This window comes from Streptomyces sp. NPDC059851 (assembly GCF_042732005.1).
Taxonomy (GTDB): domain Bacteria; phylum Actinomycetota; class Actinomycetes; order Streptomycetales; family Streptomycetaceae; genus Streptomyces.
In genome coordinates this window covers 1-15,096 of sequence record NZ_JBHWJJ010000174.1, presented here as the reverse complement: position 1 = coordinate 15,096, position 15,096 = coordinate 1, and the positions used below count along the sequence as shown (strand labels likewise).

Sequence of the window (15,096 nt, the reverse complement as noted above, 5' to 3'; positions counted from 1 at the left end):
GCACGGGCCCGACGCGTGCTGCGGTGCTGGGGCGGTGCGTGCCCGGCGCTCAGCCCTTGCCCAGGGCGGGGGACTTCTTCGCCTCCGCCGGGATCTCCCGGTCGGTGCGCAGGGCCTCCCAGAGCCGGCCGGCCTGCGGCTGCGCGACGATGACGCGATTGGGATCGACCTTGTCGTAGGCCACCGGGAGCATGATCGTCTCCATGGTGCCCGGGTCCACGCCCTTCATGCTCTGAGCGAAGTCGGCGAGCGCGGTGAGGGAGGCGAGTTCGGCGTCGGTGGTGAGCGACTTGGTGCCGGCGTCGGCGAGCTTGTAGAGCCGGGCGGGGTTGCCGAGGGCGTCCTGCTTCTTGACCTCCGAGAGCATCGCCATCATGAACTGCTGCTGCAGGCCTATGCGCCCGAGGTCGCTGCCGTCGCCGTAGCCGTAGCGGGTACGGACGAACTTGAGGGAGTCGGTGCCGTTCAGCCGGTGCGTGCCGGCGTCCAGCTTCAGGCCGCCCTTCGCGCCGGTCATCGGCTTGTCCAGGGTGACGGTGACCCCGCCGAGTGCGTCCACCAGGCCCTTGAAGCCGGCGAAGTCGACCTCGACGAAGTGGTCCACGCGGATCCCGGACAGCTGTTCGACGGTCTTGACCACGCAGGCCGGCCCGGCCAGCGTGTACACGGAGTTGAACATGACCCGGTCGGCGGCCGGGACGGTCTTGCCGTCGCCGCCCTTGCACTCGGGCCGGGATATGAGGGTGTCGCGGGGGATGCTCACGGCGGTGGCCCGGGACCGGCCCTCCGGGATGTGGATCAGCATCGCGGTGTCCGAGCGGGCGCCGCTGACGTTGCCGTGGTCGAGGTCGCCGTTCGCTCCGTCGCGCGAGTCCGAGCCGAGGACCAGGACGTTCTGCGCTCCGGGGACGACCTTCTTCGGGCGGTCGTCGCCGATGGCCTGGTCCAGGTCGACGCTGTCGATGTTGCCGTTGAGGTGGTTGTACGCCCACCAGCCCGCGCCGCCGGCCGCGAGGATGAGCACCGCCACCACCAGCAGCACGATCCGCAGGACGCGCCGTCCGCCGCGCCGCGGCCTGCGCCGGGAGGAGGGAGGGGTGGCCGAGGGGCGGTCGGTCATGGAGGGAGTGCCCTTCTATTATCGATGGGGTGCATCATAAGACACCCTTTCGAGTGGCTGGTTCTTTCGGGTGAAGAGCCCTACCCCTCGGGTGTGAACATATCGGGCAGAAGGGTGGTATGCGGTGTGATCCGCGGCAAAGACGGTAGCCGGGCCGCCTCTTCGGCTCGCGGGGCGCAAGGCGCCCGTACCGGCGGACCGGGTGCACGCCAGTCCACCCCGCCGGCCGGAACCTGGCTGTTCAAGGGCGGGGACGGCCGCCTGACGGCCTACGCCTGCACTCCGGACGGCCTGCTCCGCTGGACCGAGGCGGCCGCCCCCTTCACCGGCTGGACCGGCCCGGACGCCTTCGACGTCCCGGGCTGGCTGGGAACCGCCGCCATGGCGCGGACCCGCGAGGGGTACGTCCACTTCGCCGCCCTGCGGGCCGCCGAGGACGGCTCGGGCCTGCCCGAGGTCATCGTCTCCACCCAGTTCCAGCCGGGCCGCCCCATGGTCGACTGGTACGGCCTCGGCACCCCGGTCCTGCGCGGCGGCCCCGAGGGCGACCGGCTGACCGGCCCGCCGCGCATCGCCGTCAACCAGCGCTCCGGCTCCCTCCACGTCATCGTCACGCTGCGGAACGCGGGCGTCCTGCGGCGCAGCCGCAATGCCGAGGGGGCGTGGGGTTCCTGGAAGCAGGTGGCCGCGCAGCCCTACCCGGGCGGCGCGGTCCCGCTGATGCCGACCGGCGGGCTGCTGGAGATGCTCGCCGTCGGCCCGTCCGGCCCCGACCGCTGGACCGGCATCGGCCAGGGCCGCTTCGGCCTCGCCGACCGCATCCCCACGCCGGTGGTCCCCGGCACCGTGGTCGCGTACGAGACGGGCGCGCGCCGGGCCACGTACTTCTGGCGCTACCCGGGGGACGGCTCGCTGGTCGCCTGGCGGGCCGCCCGCCAGGGGGTCCAGGGCGGCCTCATGGGACTCGGCGGCGCGGGCGGCCGCGGCGCGCCCGGCGTCGCCCGGGCCGTCCTCGGCGGCTACGACTGCACGGTGCTCGCCCAGACCGGGGCCGAGGGGGACGTCGAGGTCACCGCCTACGTCACCGAGAACGAGGGCTACGGAACCTGGTGGGCGTCCATCGGCGGCCACGGCGCGTACGCCCCGCAGGTGGACGTCGACGCGGCCGGCCGGGTCGTCGTCGTCGCGTTCGACGAGAGCGGCGCCCCGATGTGCGCCCGCCAGGACACCACCGTCCAGGGGCTGGCGTTCGGCCCCTGGGAGCCCCTCGTCTGACCCGGCCGGCGGGCCGGCCGGCCGGGTGGGGCCGGGATCAGGCGCGGCCCGGCAGCGGGGCCCGCTGTGCGACCTCGATGGTCAGGCCGCCGTCCTCCGCGTAGTACGGGCTCGCCGCCAGCTCCATCCCCTGCGTGCCGGGCGCGTCCGAGATCCGCACCGGCATCCGGGCCGTGGTGTCCAGATCGGCCGCCCGGCGCGTGCCGAGCCGCACCTCCTGGGCCACGCCCTCGAAGCTGACCGACAGGTACAGGTCCCAGGTACCCGGGGGCAGCGGCCAGCCGCTGGAGGTCTGGGCCAGGTTGATCCGGGCCGAGAACCGGCCCATCGCCCGGGTCTTGCCCTTGGAGTTGGTGAGGGTGTCGTCGCGGCGGGCCGTCACCGCGTGGCTCTCCTGGGCTCCGCTGGTCCGCTCGCGCAGCACCACCCGGGTCGCGCGCTCCTTCGTCGACAGCTGCTCGAAGAAGGCGTACCCGTCCAGCAGCAGCATCGGCCCGTCCCAGCGGGCCTTCTGGAGCTGCTGGGAGACCGTCATGTCACCGGTGATGTCGAACAGCTCGTCCGGCAGCCCGACCTGCGGGTCCCGGAAGAACGGCAGGGTGGTGAACACCCGCCCGTTCTCCACCGTCTTGCGGACGACCGGCCGGTCCTTGTCCGCCTCGAAGGCGGCGATCTGCTGGGCCTCGGCGAACCGGCCCTGACCCAGCAGCGCGAACCGCACGGCGACCATGCGCGGCAGCAGCGCCAGCGCCCCCGGGGAGGCCTGGGTGCGCAGCACCTCGGCCGCGGCCCACAGCGTCTGGTCCCGCTCCGCCGGGTCGGCGGCCGACAGCAGCGCCTGCGCGGTGGCCCCGCCCAGCTCCACCTCCAGGTGCCTGGCCTGGAGCCGGTCCCGGTGGGGCCCCTCCGGCAGCTGCGCGGCGACCAGGGCCAGCATCCGGGAGGCCAGGGCGACCCGGTCGGCCAGGGTCGCCCGGTGCGCGGACGCGGGGCCCTTGACCACGCAGGTGGCGTCGCCGACGACGGAGACGTTGTCCGCGCCGATGAAAGCGCCCGCGGTGAAGACCTGCTCGTCCCCCATCGGCATGTCGGTGGGGAAGACCAGGCCGCGCCGGTGCAGCAGGCTCGTGCGGAACAGCTTGTCCGGGGTCAGCGACCAGTAGACGCGCGAGCTGAAGGCGTCGGTGTAGGCCTGGTTCTTGCGGAACATCGCCGTCGGGACCGTGTGCCGGCCCGAGCTCTCCAGCTTGCCGAGCACCACGTCGGCCTCGTTGGCGTCGGCCGCGGCCACCATCCGCTGCAGCGCGTCGGGCGCCAGCCGGTCGGTGGCCTCCAGGAAGATGACGTACCGTCCCCGCACCTGGCTCAGCGCCCAGTTGCGGGCCGCCGCCGGGCTCAGCCCGTGCGAGACCTGCCCGATGCGGACGAACGCGGGGTACTGGTGTGCGGCCCGGGCCAGGACGGATCCGCTCTCGTCCGTCGAACCGTCGTCGACACCGATGATCTCCAGCCGGTCCGTGCCGATGGTCTGGCCGGTGATCGAGGCCAGGCAGGCTTCCAGCGCCTGGGCCTGGTTGCAGACCCGGACCGCGACGGACACGTCCTTGATGTCTGCGGGGAGCGCGACGGCGGTGTTCATGCTGGGTTCCTCAGGCAGTCGGACGGGGCGCGGACGCGGGGTGGTCGGGGCGGGGCCAGGGCATCTCCCCGGTCAGCTCGGGCCACTGCCAGGGCCGGAAGGCGACGTCCGTGGTCCGGGCGGGGAAGGCGCCCGGGGCGAACTCCAGGGACCCCACGAACACGTTCACGTGGGAGCTCAGCTGCTCCCCGGCAGGGGTGCCCACCGTGTACTCGAACCGGTCGTAACCGGTGAATCCGGGCGCAGGGCTGTACGTCACCCAGCCGTCGTACGACAGCTGCGCGTCCCCGTGGCGCGGCGCGGTCACCGCCACGGCGGTGCTCCCCGCCGGGCACGCGGACAGCACGTTCACCGAACCGGACCCGCCCGGCTCGGCGGTGAGGCGCAGGCCGCGGGCGGTGGCCCGGCGGACCGGGAGCGCTTCGGCGTCCAGCTTGGCCGTGCGGACGAGCTTGCGACCGGTGGCGTCCGGGACGGCCACCATCATCTGCGGCCGGATCCGCGGCGCCGAGGCGGTGTCGTGGACGCGCAGGTGCAGGACGCCGGTGCCGGTCTCGCCGGAGTCGGCCCGCACCCGGAACCAGCCCTGCCGCGGGAAGTACTCCAGGCCCTGGATGCCGACGATGTCGGCGGACTCGGCGAGCGGGGCCCGCAGCAGGTAGCCGCAGCCGCGCGAGGCGCCCTGGTCGGGGGCCACGGACAGGCCGAGCTGGACCGTCTCGCCGGGTGCGACGCCGCGGCGCGGGTCGACCGAGCAGTACAGGGCGGCGTACACGGCGCCCCCGTCGGGGGTCTCGCCGAGGGCCCGGCCCCGGCACAGGAGGTTGTTCACGTACGGGACTCCTCAGGCGCCGGGGAAGGTGGAGACGCGGGACGCGGTGCGCTGCCGGAAGGTCTCCTCGTCCAGCCAGCCCATCTCGTCGTAGTCGAAGCGCGTGCGGTCCAGGTCGCGGCCCCAGTGGGCCGGGATGACGCCCTGCTCCAGCATGCTGCGGGCGATGAACCGGGCGCACTCGATCGCGCCCTCGGCCCGCGTGTGCACGTTGTCCCCGTCCAGGACGTGCTTCTGCAGGGGCTCGCCCCTGCGCAGGTACATGAAGGCGGGCTTGGACGCCTCCGGCCCGAGCTCCTCCCACCACAGCAGGCTCTGCCCGTACAGGTCGACGACCGGTACGTGCTCGTCCTCGGCCAGCTGCCGGGCCGCGACCGGGTAGTCGCCGAGGAAGCGGGCGACGTTGCCGTGCCGGTCGATGCGCCGCCGCTCGTACGGCAGCAGGATCACCGGGTGGCCCTGCCGCTCGCGGGCACCGTGCACGTACGCGGCCATCTGCTCCAGGAAGGTGGAGAACGGCTCGGTGTGCAGGCCCGGGTCCGGCTTGATGTCGTTCTGGCCGAAGCCGAACAGCAGGTAGTCGCCCGGCGCCATGTCCTCCAGGATCCACTGGAGTCGGCCGCGCTCGCGGAAGCTCTTGGAGCTGGCCCGCGCGCGGGCGCAGTTGACCACCTCCACCGCCTCGGTGAGGAACAGGGGCAGAGCCTGCGTCCAGCCCGCCATCGGCAGGAAGCTGTACGGGCGGCTGACCGCGTTGGAGCCGCCCGCCACGTAGATCCGCGGGCGACGGCCCTGCTGCGGGACGGATGCGTACGTCACGTCAGACCTCCTGGTCCTCCGACGTCCGGATCAGGACGGAGGCGAGCGCCGCCTCGAAGCCGGAGCGCTGCGCCGGGGACGATGTCGGGTCCTGCTTGCGGACGTCGATCACGTGGCCGGTCATCTCGGAGACCAGCACGTCCAGGGAGGTCAGGGCCACCGACTCGGAGGTCAGCAGCGACTCCTGGGGCTCCCGGCCGAAGGCCTTGGCGCGCATCGGGGTGGCGGTGCGCTCGGGGTTCACGCAGTTGACGCGGATGCGGTCCTCGGCCCACTCGTCGGCGAGCGCCTGGGTCAGGTTGACCATGGCGGCCTTCGTGGAGGAGTACAGGCTGTACTCGGCGCGGCCGCGGGTGTAGCTGCTGGAGGTGAACAACAGCAGCTGGCCCTCGGTCTCGCTGAGGTACTTGTAGGAGGCGCGGGCGATGTTCACCGGGGCCAGGTAGTTGACCTCCAGCGCCTCGCGGATGGTCTCGTTGTCGGTGTCGGCGAGGCGGCCGACGCGCAGCACGCCGGCCGTGTTGACGACGTAGTCGATGCGGCCGGTCTCGGCGTAGGCCCGGTCGAGGGCCTCCTCGACGTGGTCGAGGTTCTCGACGTGCGTACCGGTGGTGGAGCGGCCGAGGGCGAAGACGCGGGCGCCGAAGCCCTCGGCGATCCGGCAGATGTCGGCGCCGATGCCGTACGAGCCGCCGAAGACCACCATCGTCTTGCCGGACAGCTGCTCGCGGTAGGCGTCCTCGCCGGCCTGGGCGGGTGCGGCGTGGGAGGCGAGCTGGAAGAGCTTGTCGGCGATGAAGACGTCGACCGGCTGGGTGACCTTCATGTTGTAGTCGTCGCCGGCGACCACGTGGACGGGGACGTCCGGCAGGTACTTCACCACCACCGAGCAGTCGTCGGTCGCCTGGAAGAAGGGGTCGGCGGCGGCCCGCTCGTACGCGGCGCGGATGGTGGAGAGCCGGAAGCCCTGCGGGGTCTGCCCGCGGCGCAGCCGGGAGCGGTCCGGGACCTCGGTGATGAACTCGCCGTCGTCGCCGTGGGTCCGCGTCACGATGACGGTGTCGGAGGACGGGATGGCGACGTCGACGGCCTGGTAGCGCTCCAGGGACTCGACGCACTCGCGCACCACGCGCTGGGAGAGCAGCGGGCGCACCGCGTCGTGGAAGAGGAGGTTGCAGTCCTCGCCCTCGGCGAGCCGCTCGGTGGCGGCCCGGATGGCGATCAGGGTGGTTTCGCTGCGGGTGGAGCCGCCCGCGAGGACCGCCGTCACCTTGCCCAGGCGTGCCTTCTCGACGATGCGGCGGGCGTCGTCCACGTACGCGGGCGTCATGAGGAGGATGACCTCGTCGACGTCCGGCGCGTTCTCGAAGATGTGGAGGGTGTGCTCCAGGATCGACTTTCCGGCGATCTTGAGCAGCTGCTTGGGGATTTCGAGCCCGATGCGCTGGCCGGTGCCCCCTGCGAGTACGACGGCGATGGTGCGGTGGGGGGCAGGTCTGGAGGACACGGTCTCCTACTTCCTGAGCTGGTGGTGCGGCGTGGCGGTGCGGACGCGGTGGGGACGCGTGGTGGGACGGGTGCTGCTGGTGTTGCTGGTGCTGTGGGGCGGGCCGGTCAGACGGGGAAGTGGGTCTGCTCCGGCTCCGGGTACTCGATGGGGAAATCGCGCAGTCCCCGCCGGTAGAGGTCGTTGGCCGCCTCGTTGAAGCGGACGATCGAGGGCGGGTACTCCGGGCCGAGCAGGTAGTCCTTGAGCTGGTCGCGGTAGGACGCCATGACGTCCCGGCTCGGGTTCAGCGTCGCGTCGAGGGCCTCGGCCAGGCCGTTGCAGTCGCCGTCGAGGAGGTACGAGGCATAGGCGGTGCGCTGCTCGTTGCGGAACTCCTGGTCGGGCAGGCCCTCCAGGTTGAAGATCGCGTACGGCTTGCGGGTCGCCACGAAGTCGGAGACGACGCTCGACATGTCACCGATCAGCAGGTCGGACTGGTTGAAGCAGTCGTACAGGGCGGGGATCCGCTCGGTCACCACGTGGTGCGCGGTGTCGGGGATGGCGCTCCAGTACAGGGCGCCCGCCTGGTTGCGACTGCGCCGGATGCGCGCGGTCCGCTCCTCCTCGGTGAGGTCGGGGTACTTCGAGCGGACGCCTCGCTCGGAGAGGTCGGCGATGCGCTGGTCGATGCGGGCGAGCTTCTTGGCCGCGGTCTTGGAGTCGGTGATGTTGCGGCCGAAGCGCCGGGCGTTGTCCTCCTCCAGGAGGGCGATGACGCGGCGGTGCGCGGCGGCGGCCTCGGGGGAGCGGGAGCCGGTCAGCGGGTGCGGCTTGTAGATGATCCGGATCTCGCGCTCGTCGTCGAGCAGCGCCCGGATCAGCTTCTCGCCGGCCGGGATGACGGAGGTGTAGCAGGCGTCGTCGGTCCAGCCCTCCCAGGTGGGGGCGTAGACGACGGTCGGGATCTTGCCCGCGACCTTGCCGGTCCAGGGGCGCAGCGGCGCCAGCTGGGGGCGGCCGACCTCGACGATCTGGTGCGGGGTGACGGCGTGCTTGATGCGCTCGTAGCGGTCGCGGCCGGCGCGGCCGGCCACCCAGATCTCGTCGAAGACCTTGCTGACGCGGTTGCTGCTGGCGAGCTTGTCGCTGTCGCCGTGGCCGATGAAGACGTGCTTGACCTCGGCGCGCTGCAGCATGTGCACGTTCTTGCCCGCGTTGCCCGGGTAGAGGGCGACACGGAGCTCGTTCATCTCGATGCGGGCGAGGTTGTCCGCCTTGGGCACGCAGATGACGGGCACCGGGGTCGCGTCGAGGTAGCGCAGGGTGGCCCGCTCGCGCAGCACGATGATGGGCCGCAGGTCGAGCGCCTCCAGGGACTCCAGCCACATGTTCACCTGGTACATGAAGTCTTTGGAGATGGCCGCGAAGGTGAAGTAGAGCGCGACCTGGGGGCGGTATTCGGCCAGCTGGTGGTTGAGCTCGTCGATGGCCTCGTCGGTGGTGGGCAGCTTGAGCGCGTTGCGCGCGTCGGGCACCAGCACCAGCAGGGAGAAGTAGGCGAGGAAGACCGTGGTGATCATGCCGTACGTGACCCAGCGCCAGTCGTCCGTGGCGATGGTGGCCAGGGCTCCCGCGACCAGCGGGATGTCCAGGTGCAGGGTCTTGCGGACGTGCTTGTTCATCAGGAACGGGTGGGGCATGCGGCGGATGCCGAGGGCCTCCAGGTCCAGCCCGCGCGTGGTGAACGGCAGCTCGTTGCGCGATTTGCGGACGTGCTTGAGCAGCGCGCCGTAGGCGAGCTGGAGGATGAACAGCAGCAGCAGGCCGATGGTGGTCATCTGCGCCACGAACGACTCGATGTCGGCGATGGCACCGCACAGCCCCAGCAGCAGGAACTGCCGGATCAAGAAGCGCATGGTGAGGCCGAAGCGCGAGTCCCGCAGCTTCTCCAGGGTCGGCGACTCGGTGTTGTGGAGCATCAGGTCGGCGACGTAGCTGAGGGCCGCGCAGCCGGCGAAGAGGGGGAGGGAGACGAACGCGACCGCGACCAGCATCCCGACAAAGCTGAGGATGAGCCCAGAGGTGATCGCAACGCCGAGTGCGGCGCGCAGCCGCTTGGAGCGCATGGTGCGGTGCCTCCCCCATGGAGGTATAAGAGTCGCGTGAAGTGTCGCAGTAGTATAAGCAGCCTCATGGACGGCTCTAGAACGTGCCGTGAACCACAGGCCAATGATTACGGGGCCCGTCACGGGAATATGTGACGACCGTCCCTCTGCCGGGCGCTCAGCCCGTGAAGCGGTACACCGCCAGCTCGCGCCGGTCCTTCGCCTTCACGGAAAATCCGACGCACAAACCGGCCTGTGAACCCACCCGGCGCACCGCCATTCCTTCGGGCTCCCGGTAGGGCAGATCCGGGGCCACGGTCACCTTGTGGCGCCCCTGCGCCCGGCCCGTCCGCACGTCAATTGCGGACAGATAGGTATTACCGCCGGACTTCCGCGGATTGCGCCCGTTCTTCCCCGTATAGGGATTGCCGGTCAGCACGTACACGAAGTCCCCGTACAGTGCACAGCCCTGGAACCACTCCTCTTCCTTGACCTGCACACCCGCTTTGATCGTTTGGGCTGCGGTGAAGCGTCCGGCCAGGAAATCCGCCATCGCGTACACCGAGAACCGGTGCACGCCCTCCTCCTCGTGGCTGACCAGCACCCGCTCGCCGGCCAGGTCGAGCGCCGGGCACACGGCAGTGGCGCCGGGCACCGGCTCGAAATGCCGAACGGAGTCGTCGGAGCTGTCCAGCACCGTACCGTCCTTGAACGGCACGCGGACCACGGTCCGACCATAGCCCTTCTCCGGATCGGCCCGGCCCTCCAGCCATATGTACGTACGCTGCCCGGTCGGCTCGACCCCGAAGGAAATTCCGTGGCCGAAGCCGCGCAGATACATGTGCCCGAGCGTATTCCCGGAACTGTCCAACCGGGTCAGGCACATATCACCGGCCGACTTGCGGTCCTCGTACGCCACGGGATCCGGCTCGTCGTCGAGCCGGATCCCGTCCTGCACCACCTGGAGGGTGTAGACCTGCCCGTTGGTGTCGTCGAACGCGAAGGACTGCGGGCCCGTCGTGTTGAACAGCGGTGTCGGGGCCAGCAGCTCCGTACCGGTGCGCAGGTCGAAGTCGCCCACCCGGAGCGGGACCGTGGGGTCGGGGGCGGGCTCCTGTCCGGGGTCGTCGGGGTCGGGCCGCTGGGCCCAGGTCAAGCCGCCCGTGGCGAGCCCGGCGGCCGCCGCGCCGCCCGCGAACAACAAGGTCCGGCGGCTGAAAGGTCTCTTGCCATCCGCCATGCACCGTATTCTGCCAGCCCCTACGGCGCGCCCGGCCGCGGACCCGGGTCGCCGGCCCCCGCAAGCGCAGGACGCCCGCCCCCGGTGGGGGACGGGCGTCCGCGGTGGTCACCCGCCGTCAGGCGGGTACCGCCGGCGTCAGGCCGGGATGCTCGCCAGCCCCGGGGCGAGGAACTTCTTGCCGTTCACGCGCTCCGAGACGCCCTCGCGGTCCAGGTACGGCGTGATGCCGCCCAGGTGGAAGGGCCAGCCGGCGCCCGTGATGAGGCAGAGGTCGATGTCCTGGGCCTCGGCCACGACACCCTCCTCCAGCATCAGGCCGATCTCCTGCGCCACCGCGTCCAGGACGCGGTCGCGCACCTGCTCCTCGGTCAGGACGGAGTCACCCTGCACCAGGAGGGCGGCGACCTCGGGGTCCAGCTCCGGCTTGAAGCCGTTCTCGGCGGAGTAGACGTAGAAGCCGCGCTTGCCGGCCTCGACGACCGCCTTCAGGTTGGGGGAGACCTTGAAGCGCTCCGGGAAGGCGCGGTTCAGGGTCTCGGAGACGTGCAGGCCGATCGCCGGGCCGACCAGCTCCAGCAGCACCAGCGGGGACATCGGCAGGCCGAGCGGCTCGATGGCCTTCTCCGCCGTGACGACCGGGGTGCCCTCGTCGATGACGTTCTGGATCTCGCCCATGAAGCGGGTCAGGATGCGGTTCACGACGAACGCCGGGGCGTCCTTGGTGAGGACCGCGGTCTTCTTCAGCTTCTTGGCGACACCGAAGGCCGTGGCCAGCGAGGCGTCGTCGGTCTGCTCACCGCGGACGATCTCCAGCAGCGGGAGGACGGCGACCGGGTTGAAGAAGTGGAAGCCGACCACGCGCTCCGGGTGCCGGAGCTTGGAGGCCATCTCCGACACCGACAGCGAGGAGGTGTTGGTGGCGAGGATCGCGTGCGCCGGGGCGACCGCCTCGACCTCCGCGAACACCTTCTGCTTGACGGACATCTCCTCGAACACGGCCTCGATGATGAAGTCCGCGTCCGCGAAGCCCTCGGCCTTGTCCAGGACACCGGTCACCAGCGCCTTGAGGCGGTTGGCCTTGTCCTGGTTGATGCGGCCCTTGCCCAGCAGCTTCTCGATCTCGGCGTGGACGTAGCCCACACCCTTGTCGACGCGCTCCTGGTCGATGTCGGTGAGGACCACCGGCACCTCCAGGCGGCGCAGGAACAGCAGCGCCAGCTGCGAGGCCATCAGGCCTGCGCCGACGACGCCGACCTTGGACACCGGGCGCGCCAGGCTCTTGTCCGGGGCGCCGGCCGGGCGCTTGCCCCGCTTCTGCACCAGGTTGAAGGCGTAGATGCCCGAGCGCAGCTCGCCGCCCATGATGAGGTCGGCCAGGGCCTGGTCCTCGGCGTCGAAGCCCTTCTGCAGGTCGCCGTCCTTGGACGCCGCGATGATGTCGAGGGCGCGGTACGCGGCAGGGGCCGCGCCGTGCACCTTGGCGTCGGCGATCGCGCGGCCCTTGGCGACGGCCTGGTCCCAGGCCTCGCCGCGGTCCACCTCGGGACGCTCGACCGTCACGTCGCCCTTGAGGACCTTGGCGGTCCACACCAGGGACTGCTCCAGGAAGTCGGCGCCCTCGAAGATCGCGTCGGCGATGCCGAGGTCGAAGACCTGCTTGCCCTTGAGCTGCTTGTTCTGGTTCAGCGAGTTCTCGATGATCACCGAGACCGCCTTCTCCGCGCCGATCAGGTTCGGCAGGATCGTGCAGCCGCCCCAGCCGGGGACCAGGCCCAGGAAGACCTCGGGGAGGGAGAACGCCGGCAGCGCCTTGGAGACGGTGCGGTAGGTGCAGTGCAGACCGACCTCGACACCGCCGCCCATCGCCGCGCCGTTGTAGTACGCGAAGGTGGGGACGGCCAGGCCCGCCAGACGCTTGAAGACGTCGTGGCCGCCCTTGCCGATGGCCAGCGCCTCGTCGTGCGCCTTCAGCAGCTCGACGCCCTTGAGGTCGGCGCCGACGGCGAAGATGAACGGCTTGCCGGTCAGGCCGACGCCGGTGATCGCGCCCTCGGCGGCCTCCTTCTCGACCTGGTCGACGGCGGCGTTCAGGTTCGCCAGCGACTGCGGGCCGAAGGTGGTCGGCTTGGTGTGGTCGAAGCCGTTGTCCAGCGTGATGAGCGCGAAGCGCCCCGCGCCGTACGGCAGGTCGAGGTGGCGGACGTGCGCCTGGGTGACGACCTCGTCCGGGAACAGCTCGGCCGCGCCCTTCAGGAGCTCAGCGGTGGTGCTCACTTGGAGTCTCCCTCGGTCTCGAAGTGCGGGTTCTCCCAGATGACCGTCGCGCCCATGCCGAAGCCCACGCACATGGTGGTCAGGCCGTAGCGGACGTGCGGCTGCTCCTCGAACTGGCGGGCCAGCTGCGTCATCAGGCGGACGCCGGAGGAGGCCAGCGGGTGGCCGAACGCGATGGCGCCGCCGTACTGGTTGACGCGGGCGTCGTCGTCGGCGATGCCGTAGTGCTCCAGGAAGGCGAGGACCTGGACCGCGAACGCCTCGTTGACCTCGAAGAGGCCGATGTCGTCGATCGTCAGGCCGGCCTGGGCCAGGGCCTTCTCGGTGGCCGGGATCGGGCCGTAGCCCATGACCTCCGGCTCCACGCCCGCGAAGGCGTAGGAGACGAGGCGCATCTTGACCGGGAGGTTGTTCTCGCGGGCGAAGTCCTCGGACGCGATGATCGCGGCGGTGGCGCCGTCGTTGAGACCGGCGGCGTTGCCCGCGGTGACCCGGCCGTGCGTACGGAACGGGGTCTTCAGGTTCGCCAGGTTCTCCAGCGTGGTGCCCGGGCGCATCGGCTCGTCGGAGGTGACCAGGCCCCAGCCCGTCTCACCGACCTCCGCGTTGGTGTTGCGCACCGAGATCGGGACCAGGTCCTGCTGGATCTTGCCGTCGGCGTACGCCTTGGCGGCCTTCTCCTGCGAGCGCACGGCGTACTGGTCGGCGCGGAGCTTGGTGATCGTCGGGTACCGGTCGTGCAGGTTCTCGGCGGTCATGCCCATGAACAGGGCGGACTCGTCGACCAGCTTCTCGGAGACGAAGCGCGGGTTCGGGTCGACGCCCTCGCCCATCGGGTGGCGGCCCATGTGCTCGACGCCGCCGGCGAGGGCGACGTCGTACGCACCGAAGGCGACCGAGCCCGCGACCGAGGTGACGGCGGTGAGCGCACCGGCGCACATGCGGTCGATGGAGTAGCCCGGGACCGACTGCGGGAGGCCCGCGAGGATGCCGGCCGTGCGGCCCAGCGTGAGGCCCTGGTCGCCGATCTGCGTGGTGGCGGCGATGGCCACCTCGTCGATCTTCTTGGGGTCCAGGTCCGGGTTGCGGCGCAGCAGCTCCCGGATCGCCTTCACGACGAGGTCGTCGGCGCGGGTCTCGTGGTAGATGCCCTTCGGGCCCGCCTTGCCGAACGGGGTGCGGACGCCGTCGACGAAGACGACGTCCCTGACGGTACGAGGCACGTTGGCTCTCCTCCAGGTGCGGGTGTGCACTGCTGCGCGGGGGCGGCCCGGGACGAGGTCCTGAGCGCCCGCTCACCCGCCATGCTACTTGCGAGTAACCGGTGTGCACACCCCCGAGGCCAGGAGCGGCGAAGCTCACACCGCGGTGCGGGCTCCAGCCGGGTCGGGAACCGCCGGAACGGGGCCGTCCGACATGGTCGCCGCCATCGGCGCCGAAGAGCCGACCACGTCCGACAGGAAGGTGCGGCGCGAGACCCCCGCCTCCCGCAGGGCGGCTCCGTGATCGGCCGCCACCAGCAGCGCCGCGACCGCCACCATGGCCCGCCAGCCCGTGGTCGCGGCCCTGCGTGCGGGCCGGGGGAGGGCGGCGAGGCCCTCGTGCAGGCGGCGGCAGTGGAACGGCACGTGCCGTTCCTCGTCGGCCAGGATCCGGCCCGCGACCTCCGAGGTCAGCGGGTCGGCGGAGCCGTCGCGCAGGGCCCGGTAGTACCGCAGGGCGACGACCTCCGCGACCATCAGCACCATCAGTTCGACCCGCAGGCCCAGCAGGCGCCGCACCCGGACGAACGCGGCGTCGCTCCAGTGCCCGTCGAGGGTCCCGGCCCCGGCCGCCGACAGCAACAGGGCCAGCAGGCGCGCGTGGTTCTGCTCCTCGGCGATGAACAGCCGCGCCGCGGTCGCGTAGGCCGGGTCCCCGGCGCGGTCCGCCTTCGAGACGAGGGCTGCGCCGTCGCCGTCCTCGCCCACCTGGAACGTCTGGATGCTGCGGACCAGTGCCGGGGAGAGTCGGGCCCCGCGCGCCCAGTCGGGGTCGCCGAGGGCGGCCCGGCGCGTCCGCTCGGCTTCGAAGTGGCGGACCCACGCGACGTACGGGCCGTCGTGCCCGTCCCCGTCGTGCCCGTCGTACCCGTGGTGCCCGCCGTACCGGTTCTGCGTCTCGTCCTCGTTTTTGATCACGTTCAAGACGCTAGTCGTTTGTTGATCGTGTTCAAAAGACTCGGAACGTCCTGATCTCGTAACGGAACGTCATGGGGCGCGGGGGCGGGGTGCGGCCCGGCCGCGGACGCGCAGGAGCCC

Annotated in this window: 11 protein-coding genes; 1 reads left to right on the top strand and 10 read right to left on the bottom strand. The window is 71.4% G+C overall.

Annotation, left to right across the window (positions count from 1 at the left end):
- Window positions 1-49: 49 nt before the first annotated feature.
- The gene (locus ACFV7Q_RS35110) at window positions 50-1,120 is read right to left on the bottom strand and encodes an LCP family protein (RefSeq protein WP_385434980.1); all 1,071 of its coding nucleotides are present in this window, start codon (window positions 1,118-1,120) and stop codon (window positions 50-52) included.
- 126 nt (window positions 1,121-1,246) lie between these two features.
- On the opposite strand from ACFV7Q_RS35110, the gene ACFV7Q_RS35105 reads away from it, so the two are divergent.
- Window positions 1,247-2,395: a hypothetical protein gene (locus ACFV7Q_RS35105; RefSeq protein WP_385434979.1), complete on the top strand. Its 1,149-nt coding sequence runs from the start codon at window positions 1,247-1,249 to the stop codon at window positions 2,393-2,395.
- Window positions 2,396-2,432: 37 nt separating this feature from the next.
- Here ACFV7Q_RS35105 and ACFV7Q_RS35100 read toward each other — a convergent pair whose 3' ends face one another.
- From ACFV7Q_RS35100 to ACFV7Q_RS35060, 9 genes are all read right to left on the bottom strand, one after another.
- On the bottom strand, window positions 2,433-4,034 hold the full coding sequence (locus ACFV7Q_RS35100; protein WP_385434978.1) for a glycosyltransferase family 2 protein: 1,602 nt from the start codon (window positions 4,032-4,034) through the stop codon (window positions 2,433-2,435).
- 10 nt (window positions 4,035-4,044) lie between these two features.
- Window positions 4,045-4,866, bottom strand: coding sequence for an Ig-like domain-containing protein (locus ACFV7Q_RS35095; RefSeq protein WP_385434977.1), 822 nt, complete (start codon window positions 4,864-4,866; stop codon window positions 4,045-4,047).
- A 12-nt stretch (window positions 4,867-4,878) separates the two neighbouring features.
- Window positions 4,879-5,685, bottom strand: a complete 807-nt coding sequence (locus ACFV7Q_RS35090; RefSeq protein ID WP_385434976.1) for a rhamnogalacturonan acetylesterase — start codon at window positions 5,683-5,685, stop codon at window positions 4,879-4,881.
- Between the two features lies 1 nt (window position 5,686).
- Entirely contained in the window at window positions 5,687-7,192 is a 1,506-nt protein-coding gene (locus ACFV7Q_RS35085) for an SDR family NAD(P)-dependent oxidoreductase (RefSeq protein ID WP_385434975.1), read from the bottom strand.
- 107 nt (window positions 7,193-7,299) lie between these two features.
- Window positions 7,300-9,300, bottom strand: a complete 2,001-nt coding sequence (locus tag ACFV7Q_RS35080) for a hypothetical protein (RefSeq protein WP_385434974.1) — start codon at window positions 9,298-9,300, stop codon at window positions 7,300-7,302.
- A gap of 157 nt (window positions 9,301-9,457) precedes the next feature.
- Window positions 9,458-10,519 (bottom strand): signaling protein, encoded by a 1,062-nt coding sequence (locus tag ACFV7Q_RS35075; protein WP_385434973.1) that lies wholly within the window; start codon window positions 10,517-10,519, stop codon window positions 9,458-9,460.
- A gap of 138 nt (window positions 10,520-10,657) precedes the next feature.
- Complete coding sequence (locus tag ACFV7Q_RS35070; RefSeq protein WP_385434972.1) at window positions 10,658-12,796, bottom strand: 3-hydroxyacyl-CoA dehydrogenase NAD-binding domain-containing protein; 2,139 nt, start codon at window positions 12,794-12,796, stop codon at window positions 10,658-10,660.
- Window positions 12,793-14,019, bottom strand: a complete 1,227-nt coding sequence (locus ACFV7Q_RS35065) for a thiolase family protein (RefSeq protein WP_385434971.1) — start codon at window positions 14,017-14,019, stop codon at window positions 12,793-12,795. Before ACFV7Q_RS35065 ends, ACFV7Q_RS35070 begins: the two co-directional genes overlap by 4 nt.
- Window positions 14,020-14,154: 135 nt before the next feature.
- The gene (locus tag ACFV7Q_RS35060; protein ID WP_385434981.1) at window positions 14,155-14,973 is read right to left on the bottom strand and encodes a ferritin-like domain-containing protein; all 819 of its coding nucleotides are present in this window, start codon (window positions 14,971-14,973) and stop codon (window positions 14,155-14,157) included.
- Between the last annotated feature and the right edge of the window lie 123 nt (window positions 14,974-15,096).